This is a genomic window from Sphingomonas sp. AOB5 (genome assembly GCF_029433115.1).
Classification (GTDB): Bacteria; Pseudomonadota; Alphaproteobacteria; order Sphingomonadales; family Sphingomonadaceae; genus Sphingomonas.
On sequence record NZ_JARNTV010000034.1, the window covers coordinates 1 to 13,632 of the forward strand.

The following is a 13,632-nucleotide window of genomic DNA, read 5'->3' on the forward strand; positions in this document are numbered from 1 at the left end:
CGGCCGCCGCCGTCCTGCTCGTGCTCGGCGGCCTGTGCCTGGGCGGCGCGGGCATGCTGATGTCGCGCGGCCAGCAGCGCGAGGCGATCTGGGTCGCGGTGGGCGGCGGCGTGCTGTTCGTCGCATCGGCCACCCTGTTCTTCACCCGGCCGCAGTTCGACGCATCGAAGGTGGTCGCCGTCCCGGCCAAGGCCGAGGGCAGCGGATCAACGCTGCCCGATCCGGCACTGAGCGGCAAGCTGGTCTGCACGCTCGATCCCAAGCGCAGCCGCGTGACCGTTTCGACCACGACCACGGTCAATCTCGATCTGGGCGAGGACGGCTGCATCAACGGCAAGACGCAGTATGCCGAGAACGGCACCCACTGGCAGCGCATCCTGGTGCCGAACGAGGAAGCGACCGTGTCGGTGCTGGACTTCGATCCGGCCAGCCGCACCTATACCAACACCCGCTATTTGCTCTCGTCCGACCAGATGACCCGCGCGCGCCAGCTTCGCTCCGGCGTCACGCTGAAGAACTGCTCGAACGATCAGGCCGCGCGCGGCACGCTGGTCACCCGCCAGCAGGAGATCAAGGCGGCGCTGCCCGCTGTCTATAACGAGAAACTCGTCTATAGTTGCACGTCCACGCAATAAACCATTTCGGCAGGTTGACCTGCGGAAACGTTGCAGACACACATTGGCCGCGCGCCGTGCGCCATGGGGGTATGCATGAACTCTGGCCGTTCACTCCGCATCCTGTCGACCGCCGCACTGGGAATGGCGATCTTCGCCGCCGCCCCGGCCTTCGCGCAGGACAGTTCCGAAGCTGAACTCGACGTGCTGATCGAACGCTCGCTCACGCCGGGCGACGCACTCGACCTTGCGCGCAAGCAGGAAGGCGAAGGCGATCTGCTCGGCGCCGCCGCGACGATCGAACGCGCGCTGCTGACCAATCCCGAGGGCACCACGTCGAAGGTGCGGCTCTATTACGTCGCCCTGCTCTGCCGTCTCGACGACAAGCAGACCGCGCGGAGCGAGCTGGGCAAGATCAACGGCCTGAGCATCGGTAACGGCGAATGGTCGGCGATCCAATCGGCCTGTGGCGACCTGCCCCGCCCGCCCGTCACCCCGCGCCGCGAGCGTCAGGGGCTGACCGGCGAAGTCGCGATCGGCCTCGCATATGACAGCGACCTTGCCAACGCGCTGCTCGTCAATTTCGACCTGCCCGGCGCGGTGGTGCGCGAGGATGGCGCGTCGGTCTATGGATCGGCCTATGTCCTGGGCCGCACGCTGATCGGACGGCGCGGCTTCGCCTATGCCGGCCTTGGCGGCGCGACCAAGAACAGCATCGCGGGGCCGGACCTGAGCTTCCAGACCTTCGACGGCCAGGTTGGCTTCGGCTTCGAAGGCGACGGGTTCGAACTTTCGGCAGGCTTCACCGGCGGCCATTCGCTGATCTCGTCCGATCCCTTCCTCACCGAATATGGCGGCGAGGCGGAGCTGGCGGTGGTACTGGCAGGCGACGCGCGCCTCTCGGTGCGCGGCGAGATCGTCCATCAGGACTATATGGGATCGACCGCGATCTTCTCGCGCGACGGCACGCGGATCGATGCGGGCCTCGACTATCAGCGCCGCGACGGGCTGACGAGCTACTGGTTCGGCGCTTCGTTCGAGAAGAAGACGTCGGAGACCGCGCGCACCGGCTATCGCGGCCTGCGCGGCTTCGGATCGTTGCGCAGCGTGATCGCCGAACCGGGCACCTATGTCTCGCTGTACGGCACGCTGCGCTATGTCGAATATGAGGACGAGGCCGGGTTCGTGCCGGTCAACGAAGTCCGCTGGTACAGCCGCGCCGCGATCGGCATTCCGGTGCTTACCAACGGCCTGAACCTCGAAGCCGGTGCCAGCTATAGCTGGCGCGTCTATAATCAGGCGAGTGGCTTCCAGAACTACAAGAGCGTCGGAGGCGAACTGCGCCTCGTGTGGAACTTCGGCAACTAAGGAACGGACCATGGCTCATCGCTCCCTCCTCACCCTGCTGCTCGCCGGAACCGCGGTGATCGCCACCCCGGCGGCCGCGCAGAATGTCGGCGTCACCTCCGCAGTGGTGAATGACGTCCGCATGACCACCGACGCGAACCGCGTGCCGCACAAGGCGGTGCTGCGCGAGCGCGTATCGCTGGGCAACGACATCATGACCGGCAAGGCCAGCCGCCTGCAGGTGCTGCTGCTCGATCGCACCACCTTCACGGTCGGATCGAACGCGCGGATCAAGGTCGATCGCTTCGTCTACGATCCCAATCGCAAGTCCAGCTCGGTCGGCGTCACCGTGACGCGCGGCGCGTTCCGCTTCATGTCCGGCCGCCCGACCCATAATGCGCCGGGCACGTCGAACATCCGCACCCCGACCGCATCGATCGGCATCCGCGGCACCATCGTCGAGGGCGTAGTGGGCGAGGACGCCATCGCCATCGCCGCGGCCCAGCCCGGCCTGCCGCCTTATACCGCCGATCCGGAGACGGCGACGCTGATCCTGCTGCGCGGCCCCGGCGCCGCGGCACAGGGCGGCGAGACCGCAGGCGCAATCGACGTCACCGCGGGCGGCGCAACCGTCCCGATCGAGTCCCCGGGCTATGCGGTGTTCATCCCCGCCGATGGCCAGCCGCCGATCGGACCGTTCCTGCTCTCGCCGGTTGGATCGACGATGCTGACCGACCTGCTGCGCAATCCCAATTACCCGCTGCAGCAGATGGCAAACCCGGCCCCGACCAATCCGGTGACCGGCCGTAACGGCGAGTTCGGAACCTCGGTGCGGCAGCTTCCCGGCGGTCAGAACGACACGATCCGCCCGCCGATCCAGACCACGCCGACACCCACCCCGGGTCAGGGCGGGCCGCAGCAGCCGGGCAGTCCGATCTTCGTGCCGCCGGCAGGTGGTACGCCCACGCCGCCGCGGATCTGATCGTCAGACCACCCCGAACGCCAGCATCGCATCGGCGACCTTCTTGAAGCCGGCGATGTTGGCGCCCTTGACGTAATCGACATGCCCGTCGGCCTGACGCCCATGCTCGAGGCAGCGGCTGTGGATCCCATCCATGATATCGACCAGCATCTGCTGAAGCTCGGCTTCCTTCCACGCGCGGCGTTCGCTGTTCTGGCTCATCTCGAGGCCTGACACCGCAACGCCACCGGCATTCGCTGCCTTGCCCGGCGCGAACAGGATCCTGGCTTCCTTGAAAACATGCACGCCCTCCAGGTTGGTCGGCATATTCGCACCCTCGGCCACTGCGATGCAGCCATTGCCGACCAGCGCGCGGGCATCCATGCCCAGCAGCTCGTTCTGAGTGGCGCAGGGCAAGGCAACGTCGCACGGCACGCCCCAGGGCGGCAAATTGGGGTGGAAGCTGGCCCCGGTGAACTCCTTCGCATATTCGGAGATCCGCCCGCGGCGCTTGGTCTTGTGCGCCTTCACCCAGTCGATCTTTTCCTGCGTGATGCCATCGGGATCGTGGATGAAGCCTTCGGAGTCCGACAGCGTCAGCACCTTGCCGCCCAGCTGCGCCACCTTTTCCGCGGCATGGGTCGCGACATTGCCCGATCCCGAGATCACCGCGCGCTTGCCCTCAAGGCTGTTGCCCTTCGCAGCCAGCATGTTGGCGAGGAAATAGACCGCGCCGTAGCCGGTCGCCTCGGTACGGATCAGCGAGCCGCCATATTCCAGCCCCTTGCCGGTCAGCACGCCGGTGAACTGGTTGGTGATCCGCTTGTACTGGCCGAACATGTACCCGATCTCGCGCCCGCCCACGCCGATATCGCCCGCGGGCACGTCCACATCGGCGCCGACATGACGGTACAGCTCGGTCATGAAACTCTGGCAGAAGCGCATCACCTCATGGTCGCTCTTACCCTTGGGATTGAAGTTCGATCCGCCCTTGCCGCCGCCCATCGGCAGCCCGGTCAGCGCATTCTTGAACGTCTGTTCGAAGGCGAGGAACTTCAGCACGCTCTCGGTCACGCTCGGGTGGAAACGGATGCCGCCCTTGTAGGGGCCGATCGCATTGTTGTTCTGCACCCGCCAGCCGCGCTGGACGCGGATATTGTGGTTGTCGTCCTCCCAGCACACGCGGAAGCTGACGATCCGGTCCGGCTCGGCGATGCGGCGCAGGATCTGATAGTGGTGATATTGTTCCTTGTCGGCGATGAAGCCAAAGATATCCTCCGCGACCTCCTGCACCGCCTGGATGAACTCGGTCTGGCCCGGATTGCGCTTCTTCACGCCCTCCATTAAAGTCGGCAGGTCGACATGATCTCCTAGCGCCATCGGCTCTCTCCCGGTTTTACCTGCATCGAGTCGCAATTTTCTTCGCGGGACTAAATTACGCCAATTGTTACGCCTCGGAAATTAACTATCGTCGAAGCCAAGGCGGCGCGGCCATTGGGGGACCAGCCGGATGGGAGGATGACCATGCCCGGTCCCGACGGCAACGGTAACGCTGAGCATATGGACAAGGCGCCGGTGGACCCGCCCAACCCCTCGATCAACGATACAACCGGGCCGAATGGTGCTCCCGTCAACCATGATGACGGTGATGACCGGCAGGATACCCCGCCATCGGGCAACGATCCGTCAGGGGTCAGCCCAAGCTCCGATTACGATACCATAACGAAGGAGGATGTTGCCGCATTTCGCGACGCGGCCCTCGCCGAGGCCAAGGCGGACTCGGTGGTCCTCAACAAGCTGACCGCCTTCGCCAAGGGCATCAAGACGATCGGCGATTGGACCTCGAGCTTCATCGCGCTCTACACGGCCGTCCAGATGTTCAACAGCTGGTTCCATTTCTGGAAGACCGACGACACCCAGACGCAGATCTTGCAGGAGTTGCAGAAGCTCGAGAAGAAGATCGACTGGCTCGCGGTCATTTCCGAACTGGGCGGCTATCAAAGCAATTTCGCGGAAATCGACGCGCTGTTCCAGGCGCTCAACGACAATCTCGATAATCTGCAGGCCAAGCTCCACGATTTCGACCGGGCACAATCGACCACATATCTGGAGTCCGAACCGATCTCCTATCTCTCCTGGATGACGGGCGTGGCGATCGCCGATCCGCCTGTCGATATCCATAAGCTGGTCGATCGGCTGGTGTTCGAAAGCGGCTCGGAGCAGGCGCTCGGAAAGGGGACGTCGCTGCACAACCTCCTCACCGATCAGTCGGGTGTGGGGGACAGCAAGACCAGCTATATCGCCATCATTGCCGACGCGTGGCGGGCGGCCGTCGGCAAGCCGACTGCAGTTGCGGACAAGGACAAGGCGCTCGTTCGCAGCTCGCTCTACGATCTGATGCAGTATCTCTATTTCGAGTGCCTGACGATCTATCGCCGCGCCAACTATCTGCACGACAGCGCGATCATGATCGGCGCGTCGCTGTTGTACGACGAAAAGGGGCCGAAAACGCAGGATCAGATCGAAGCGGACCTCTACACGGTCAAGGCCGCGATACGCAGCAGGAACGCCGATAAATCGCTGAAGGCAGCTGCGGAGAAGGACGACGACGATCGGACGATCAAGGCAACCGCGGATGCAGCGGTGACGATGATGGGCGGCGCGCCGTCGCTTGCCGAGTTCGTCAGGCTGCACAAGTTCGAGAATAATTTCGCCGACAAGATCAGCGCCATCGATTGGGAGAAACTGTTCTTTGGCGGCCAGTTCGCCGATCTCCAGAGCGCGATGGATTCACAAACCAGCTACGCGCCGGCCTGGAACCTGCTGAACACGGGCACGCAAGCCGGCGTCGATGGCTCCCAGGCCTATTATTACGGCGACATATCGTGTCCGGACGCGACGGCGTTCGTCACCGGCCTGGCGCTCGCGGCCTATGGCGACACGACCTCCGGCTACGCCATCTATCTGAAAGCCCATTTCTCGAAAATGACGCCGGGCGGCATCTGCACGGCGGTAGGCTGGTATCCGCAACAGCCGCCGACATGTTTGAACCAACCGGGCTATGTCCGCGTCGGCGCGTTCGAGATCAGCAAGCTTCAGGAGGCGATCGACAACGCCAAAGGCAACGAGATGCTGGTCATCCAGTCGATCGGGCTCGTCAGCACCGGCAGACTGCACGGGTGGGACAGTGTCGGCCTCGAGGCTCAATATGGACGCCTGATCGTCGCGCGGGACGGCCGGGGCGCAAGGATCGATCCATTCGGCCCGGGTCTCACCAGCAAACTGCAATCGGAACTGCTCGCAAGCAACGTATTGAAGATCAGCAACGGCGGAGATTCGAACGAGCAGACGTCCGACCCCGAGGTCAAGTTGATCGATGAGACCGTCATCACGCGGCAGATGAGCGATGGCAGCCCTGATCCGGCCGCGATCGTCACCAACGCGATGATCCGGCGCGACGAGGGCGCATCGACGCTATACCTGCAAGCGCAGGTGGACGCGCCGCTTCACCGCCTTCCCGCGTTCAAGGCGGTCGGCGCCATCCCGTTCACAAACGATCCGGCGGCGATGTTCCCGGGCAGCAAAACGCCTCAAACACTGGAAGCAGGCGACCTGATCGATAGCGGCCAGCAGGGACCGGCGCTCGATGCGAATGGCGCTCCTCGCACCGATGGCGCCAACGAACTCTATTTCCAGATGGGCGATTTTGGCTGCGCGCTGGTCTTGGGCGATCCAGGCACCGGACTGGATGGCAAGCCTTTGCCTTGGGACAAGGTGCGAACCGGATCGCTCGCCTATCTGCAGCAGCTCCCGATCACTGCGCCGGTGACGCAGGAGGCCGTGGTGTTCAAGGTCCAGTCGATCGACAATGTCTACATCATCCAGGGCGGCGCTCGTTGCCTGATCAAATCGCATGCGGATATTCCCGGCGGCTGGCCGGCGGTGCGCGTGATCCCTGACCTGTTTATCGCCCATATCGCCGCGATCCCGCTGGGCCCGGACTATGTCCGTCCCGGCTAGGGGCGCGGCAGGCGCTTTCCCGCCAGCGCGCTTTCCCCTATCATTCCGCAGCCGAAACCGGCTGATGGGGAAGCGCGATGAAAGCATCCGACCTGTTCATCCAGTGCCTCGAGGAAGAGGGTGTCGAATATATCTTCGGCGTTCCCGGCGAGGAAAATCTCGACATGCTCGACAGTCTCAGCCGGTCGGAGAAGATTCAGTTGATCCTCACCCGGCACGAACAGGGCGCGGGGTTCATGGCCGCCACCTATGGCCGTCACACCGGCAAGACCGGGGTTTGCATGGCGACGCTGGGGCCGGGCGCGACCAATCTGGTGACCGCCGCAGCCTATGCACAGCTGGGCGGCATGCCGATCCTGATGGTGACGGGACAGAAGCCCATCAAGAAATCGAAGCAGGGTCGCTTCCAGATCCTCGACGTGGTGGCGATGATGGGGCCGATCACGAAATACACCCACCAACTGGCCAGCGCCGACAATATCCCGAGCCGGATTCGTGAAGCGATCCGGCTGGCCGAGGAGGAAAAGCCCGGCGCGACGCATCTGGAATTCCCCGAGGACGTTGCCGAGGAGCAGACCGACAGCCGCCCGATCAAGCCCAGCCTGGCGCGCCGCCCCTCGGCCGAGCCCAAGGCGGTGCGTGCGGCGGTGAAGCGAATCGAGGCGGCGAAGAACCCGATCCTCGTCATCGGCGCAGGCGCCAACCGCAAGATGACCGGGCGGATGCTGCTCCAGTTCGTCGAGAAGACCGGCATCCCCTTTCTCACCACCCAGCTCGGCAAGGGCGTGATCGACGAACTGCACCCCAAATTCCTCGGCTGCGCGGCGCTATCGGCGGGGGATTTCGTCCATCGCGCGGTCGGCGACGCGGACCTGATCGTCAATGTCGGCCATGACGTGATCGAGAAGCCGCCCTTCTTCATGAAGCATGGCGGGGCGGAGGTGATCCACATCTCGACCCGCACCGCCGAGGTGGATCCGGTCTATTTCCCGCAGATCGAGGTCATCGGCGATATCGCCAACGCGATCTGGCAGATGAAGGAAGAGATCATGCCCGCGCCGGGCTGGAATTTCGACCGTGCCCTCTCCTATCGCGCCGCGGAAGTGGCGCACACCGCGTCGATCGAGTGCGACGAGCGCTTCCCGATCTATCCGCCCTGCCTGGTCCGCGAAGTGCGCAAGGCGATGCCCGCGGACGGGATCATCTGCCTCGACAATGGCGTCTACAAGATCTGGTTCGCGCGCAACTATCCCGCGCGGCAGCAGAACACCGTGCTGCTCGACAATGCGCTGGCGACGATGGGCGCGGGGCTGCCCAGCGCGATGGCGTCGGCGATGGTCTATCCCGACCGCAAGGTGATGGCGATCTGCGGCGATGGCGGGTTCATGATGAACAGCCAGGAGATGGAGACCGCGGTCCGGCTGAAACTCAACATCACCGTGCTGATCCTCAACGACAACAGTTACGGCATGATCCGCTGGAAGCAGGCGAACATGGGCTTCAAGGACTGGGGCCTGACCTACGACAATCCCGATTTCGTGAAATATGCCGAGGCCTATGGCGCCAAGGGCCACCGCGTGGAAAGTGCCGCGCACCTGCCGTTACTGCTCCGGCGGACGCTTTCGGAACCCGGCGTGCACCTCATCGATTGCCCGGTCGACTATTCGGACAATGACCGGATATTGAACCGCGAGATCAAGGAGCTGAGCGCGGCGCTGTGACCCAACTCAAGGACATCTACCCCCTCTACCTCAACAACGAGGCGGCGCAGCCCAACACCGATCTCGAGGTGACCGACAAGTTCACCGGCGAGGTCGCGTTCCGCGTCGCGCAGGCCACGCCGGCGATCATCGAGGAGGGGATTGCGGGCGCGGTTGCCGCGGCCGAACCGATGGCGCGCATGCCCAGCTATGCGCGTCAGGCGGTGCTCCAGCATTGCGTCGACCGCTTCAAAGAGCGGCAGGAAGAACTCGCCTATGCGCTGTGTGTCGAGGCGGGGAAGCCGATCAAGGACAGCGAGGGCGAAGTCACCCGTCTGATCGACACGTTCCGCATCGCCGCGGAGGAAAGCGTGCGGATGACCGGCGAGGTTCAGCCGCTCGACATTTCGCCGCGCGCCAAGGGCTATCAGGGCATGTGGAAGCGCGTGCCGATCGGGCCGTGCAGCTTCATCTCGCCGTTCAACTTCCCGCTGAACCTCGCCGCGCACAAGATCGCCCCGGCCATCGCGGTCGGCTGCCCCTTCGTGATGAAGCCCGCCAGCCGCACGCCGCTGGGCGCGATCATCATGGGCGAAGTGCTGGCCGAGACCGACCTGCCCAAGGGCGCCTTTTCGATCCTGCCCGCGCATCGCGAAGGCGCCGACATGTTCACGCAGGATGAGCGGCTGAAGCTGCTCAGCTTCACCGGATCGCCCGGCGTCGGCTGGGACCTGAAGGCCAAGGCGGGCAAGAAGAAGGTCGTGCTGGAACTGGGCGGCAATGCCGCGGTGGTGATCAATCACGACGCCGATCTGCGCGATGCACTGGAGCGGGTGATCTTCGGCGCCTTCTACCAGTCGGGCCAGTCGTGCATCGGGGTCCAGCGTATCCTGATCCACCGTGCGGTCTATGTGCAGTTCCGCGACATGCTGGTGACGAAGACGAAGTCGCTGGTCGCAGGCGATCCCAAGGACCGCGAGACGTTCATCGGCCCGATGATCTCCGAAGGCGAAGCCAAGCGGCTCGATGGCTGGATCCAGGAAGCCGTAGCGGGCGGCGCGACCCTGCTCTGCGGGGGCAAACGCGACGGCGCGATGCTCGAGGCGACGTTGCTGGAGGGCGTAGGTCGCAACACCAAGCTGAATGTCGAGGAAGCGTTCGGACCCGTCGCCTTCCTGATCCCGTTCGGTACGTTCGAGGAAGCACTCGACATCGTCAACGACAGCAAGTTCGGGCTGCAGGCGGGGATCTTCACCCGCGATCTGTTCGAGATGCTCGACGCGTGGGACCGGCTCGATGTGGGCGGCGTGGTGATCAACGACGTGCCCAGCTACCGCGTCGACAACATGCCCTATGGCGGCGTGAAGGACTCCGGCCTCGGCCGCGAAGGCGTGAAATTCGCGATGGAGGACATGACCGAGATCCGCAATCTGGTGATCCGGCGGAGATAATCCTCCCCCGCAAGGGGGAGGTGGCGCCGAAGGCGACGGAGGGGGAGGACTCTTCAACGCTCGTTCTGGAATCCTCCCCCTCCGTCAGCTGCGCTGACACCTCCCCCTGGCGGGGGAGGATTGCTTCCTGCGCCGAATTCCCCCGCTGGCACGGCGATTAACCGAACTTTCTCCTGTCCCCTACCTGCCATTTCAGGCAGATTGTTTCCGCAACGCGGCGTGGGGAAACGCTGAATGGGCTTTGGGGGCCAGTTGACCGGTTCGAGGAAAGGCGCAGCGATGCTGTGCGTCGCGCTCCTGCTTGCCTTTGCCAGCGCGCTGATCGTGGCTTCGGCCACTGCCGCGCCGCCTGAGCCTCCGGGCTATGAAGGCGTTGCCAGCTGCGCCGGATCGACCTGTCACGGCCGGATGGAGGCCGATGGCGCGGTGGTCCGTCAGGACGAGCTTCAGCTCTGGCAGGAAAGCTCTACGCCCGCAGGCGCGCACAGCCGCGCCTTCGCGGTCCTCTCCAGCCGCCGCTCGCGCGCCATCGCCGCGACGCTGAAACTGGGCGATCCGACCAGCGAACCGACCTGCCTCGGCTGCCACTCGACCCCCACCGATGGCGCGCGTGGCCCGAAATTCCTGACCAGCGACGGGGTGAGCTGCGAGGGCTGCCATGGCCCCGCGGGCGGCTGGATCGCGTCGCATTACGCCGTCGGTGCCAGCCATGCCGATAACGTCTCGCGCGGCATGACCCCGCTCGACCGCCCCGCCACCCGCGCAGGCGTCTGCCTCGATTGCCACCTCGGCAGTTCGAACCCCGGCCAGTTCGTCTCGCACCGGATGATGGCCGCCGGTCACCCGCGCATCTCGTTCGAACTCGACCTGTTCTCGACCCTGCAACAGCATCATGACGAGGACGCCGATTACGCCGCGCGCAAGGGCCGCAGCGACAGCGTGCGCATGTGGGCGGTGGGCCAGGCGATGGCGGTCAATCGCCAGATGACCCTCTTCGCCAGCGGGCGCGGCACCGAAGGCGCCTTCCCCGAATTCACCTTCTTCGATTGCCACAGTTGCCATCGCCGCATCTTCGACCAGGAGGACCGCAACCTGACCTTCGAGGTCAATCCGGGCCGCCCGATCCCCTTCGCCCAGCCGCCGTTCAACGACGAGAACATGATCCTGCTCTCGGCCGCGGCAAAGGTCGCCGCACCCGGCCTCGCCACGCGCTTCGACGCGGACGTCCGCGCCTTCCATCAGGCGATGGGCACCGACCGCGCGACCGCGATCGCCGCCGCGCGCAAGCTCGCCGCGACCTCGCTCACCCTCGCCAACACGCTGGGTGGCGCCAGCGGCAGCGGCGACATGGCTTTCGCCATCGTCGACGCCATTGCCGGCCCGGCCAGCGCGCCGCGCTTCACCGACTATCAGGGATCGGTCCAGTCGGTGATGGCGATCGACACGCTGCTGAACGCGCTGGTCAAGCATGGCCGCATCACCCGCGGCGCGGCGGCGGGCATCCGCGCCGACATCAACCGCGCCTATGCCGCGGTGAAGGAACCGAACGGCTATCGCCCGGCCGAATTCCGCGCCGCTTTGGGCAGCGCCGTGCGCAGCATCCGGGCGCTGCAATGAAGCGCAGTATCGGGTTCCTGGCCAGTACCGCGCTCCTCCTGCAAGCCTGTGGCGGCGGGCCAAGCACGCCCACGCCCACCCCGGCCCCCGCGCCTGCCCCCGCCAGCACCGTCTATACCGTGCCCGGTGCTGAAGCGCTGACCATCACCGACGTCCAGAATATCCTCGCCCGCGCCGCCGCCGAAGCCAACCAGCGCGGCCGTCCCGCGGTGATCGCCGTGTCGGACCGGGTGGGCAACATCCTCGCCATCTTCCGCATGACCGGCGCCCCCGCCAACATGGTCACCAGCGCCGCCCCCAACGGCGCCAATATGGACGCGCAGAATCTGAGCGTCCCCGCCGAGGCCGGGGCGATCGCCAAGGCGCTGACCGGGGCGTATTTGTCGTCGGGCGGCAACGCCTTCTCGTCGCGCACCGCGTCGATGATCGTCCAGCAGCATTTCCCGCCGGCACCGACCACCACGGGCCTCGAAAGCGGCCCGCTGTTCGGCGTGCAGTTCAGCCAGCTTCCCTGTTCGGACCTGTCGGCACGCTACGGCTCGCTCGGCGCCGACATGCAGATCGGGCCGAAGCGTTCGCCGCTCGGCCTTGCCGCCGATCCGGGCGGCTTCCCGCTCTACAAGAATGGCGTGGTCGTCGGCGGCATCGGGGTGATGGCCGATGGCGTGTACGGCTTCGACACCAACGTCCTCGATATCGACAGCGACGTCGAGGAAGCCATTGCGCTGGCCGGAACGCGCGGCTTCGAAGCGCCGGAGAATATCCGCGCCAACCGCATCTCGGTCGATGGCACCACGCTGCGCTACAGCGATATCGACTATACCGGCCTCGTCACCGCGGGCACCGCCACCTATGCCGCGACGTCGCCTGCACTGGGTGGGCTGGTCGCGGTGCGCGGCTATACCGCGGCGGTCCCGGCGATTCTGCCCGGCGCGGTCTATGGCACCGAAGCATCGGGCGTGCGCGCCTCGACCCCGGCCGAATTCGCCAATCGCGACGCATTCGTTCTCAGCAACGGATCGGGCACGAACCGCTATCCGATCGGCGCCGGGACCGACGGGCTGCTGACTGCGACCGAAGCACGCGCGATCCTCGAGGAATCCTTCGCGGTGATGAGCCGCGCCCGCGCGCAGATCCGCCAGCCGCTCGACAGCCGCGCACAGGTGAGCATCAGCCTGGTCGACACGACCGGCGCGGTGCTGGGCATCGTCCGCTCGCCCGATGCGCCGATGTTCGGGATCGACGTGTCGCTGCAAAAGGCGCGCACCGCGGCATTCCTCTCGCATCCGCAGGCCGGCGCGCAATTGCTCGGCGATCCGAGCGCGGACGTGCGCGCCTTCGTCCCGGCCGCGCGGACCTTTTTCGGCAATCCGGGCCTGCTCACCGGCGCGCATGCATTCGCCGATCGTTCGGTCGGCAATATCTCGCGCCCCTATGCGCCGGACGGCGAAGTCGGCCGTCCCAATGGGCCGTTCTCGCGCCCCATCGCCCAGTTCAATCCCTTCTCCACCGGGCTGCAATCGGCGCTGGTCCTTACCAATCTCGGCCAGCATCTCGCCTTCGTCACCGGCGCCAGCATCACCGATACGCCACAGCGCTGCACCTTCGTCCCCGACGCCGTGCCGGGCCGCAACCGCATCCAGAACGGCATCCAGATCTTCCCCGGATCGGTGCCCATCTATCGCGGCAACACATTGGTCGGCGCGATCGGCGTGTCGGGCGACGGCATCGATCAGGACGACATGATCTCGTTCCTGGGCACCCATCAGGCAGGGCTGCGCGTCGGCGGCATCGGCAATGCGCCCGCGGCGATCCGCGCCGACAATCTGATGATGAACGGCGGCACCCGGCTGCGCTACGTCAGCTGCCCGTTCGCGCCGTTCCTCGATACCAACGCCCAGAATGTCTGTGCGGGGCTATAG

At 65.4% G+C, this 13,632-nt stretch carries 8 protein-coding genes and 1 pseudogene; 8 read left to right on the forward strand and 1 reads right to left on the reverse strand.

The annotated features are described in order from the left end of the window. The 3 genes and pseudogenes from P1X14_RS14210 to P1X14_RS14220 all read left to right on the forward strand — a co-directional run. Positions 1–635 (forward strand): annotated as a pseudogene (locus tag P1X14_RS14210) (serine protease); the annotation flags it as partial. Between the two features lie 75 nt (positions 636–710). Beyond that, positions 711–1,982 carry a hypothetical protein gene (locus P1X14_RS14215; protein WP_277316040.1) on the forward strand — a complete coding sequence of 424 codons (1,272 nt, stop codon included), beginning with the start codon at positions 711–713 and terminating at the stop codon, positions 1,980–1,982. A 10-nt stretch (positions 1,983–1,992) separates the two neighbouring features. Next, on the forward strand, positions 1,993–2,943 hold the full coding sequence (locus P1X14_RS14220; protein WP_277316041.1) for a FecR family protein: 951 nt from the start codon (positions 1,993–1,995) through the stop codon (positions 2,941–2,943). A gap of 3 nt (positions 2,944–2,946) precedes the next feature. On the opposite strand, the gene gdhA is transcribed toward P1X14_RS14220, so the two are convergent. Continuing rightward, positions 2,947–4,302: an NADP-specific glutamate dehydrogenase gene (gene gdhA, locus P1X14_RS14225; protein ID WP_277316042.1), complete on the reverse strand. Its 1,356-nt coding sequence runs from the start codon at positions 4,300–4,302 to the stop codon at positions 2,947–2,949. A gap of 144 nt (positions 4,303–4,446) precedes the next feature. Between gdhA and P1X14_RS14230 the strand changes: the two genes are divergently transcribed. From P1X14_RS14230 to P1X14_RS14250, 5 genes are all read left to right on the forward strand, one after another. Continuing rightward, positions 4,447–6,942 (forward strand): hypothetical protein, encoded by a 2,496-nt coding sequence (locus tag P1X14_RS14230; RefSeq protein WP_277316043.1) that lies wholly within the window; start codon positions 4,447–4,449, stop codon positions 6,940–6,942. A gap of 77 nt (positions 6,943–7,019) precedes the next feature. After that, entirely contained in the window at positions 7,020–8,663 is a 1,644-nt protein-coding gene (locus tag P1X14_RS14235; RefSeq protein WP_277316044.1) for an acetolactate synthase large subunit, read from the forward strand. Beyond that, entirely contained in the window at positions 8,660–10,093 is a 1,434-nt protein-coding gene (locus P1X14_RS14240; RefSeq protein WP_277316045.1) for an aldehyde dehydrogenase family protein, read from the forward strand. Before P1X14_RS14235 ends, P1X14_RS14240 begins: the two co-directional genes overlap by 4 nt. Before the next feature lie 234 nt (positions 10,094–10,327). Then, a complete protein-coding gene (locus P1X14_RS14245; RefSeq protein ID WP_277316046.1) occupies positions 10,328–11,710 on the forward strand; it encodes a multiheme c-type cytochrome in 1,383 nt (460 codons plus the stop codon). Further along, on the forward strand, positions 11,707–13,632 hold the full coding sequence (locus P1X14_RS14250) for a heme-binding protein (protein WP_277316047.1): 1,926 nt from the start codon (positions 11,707–11,709) through the stop codon (positions 13,630–13,632). Before P1X14_RS14245 ends, P1X14_RS14250 begins: the two co-directional genes overlap by 4 nt.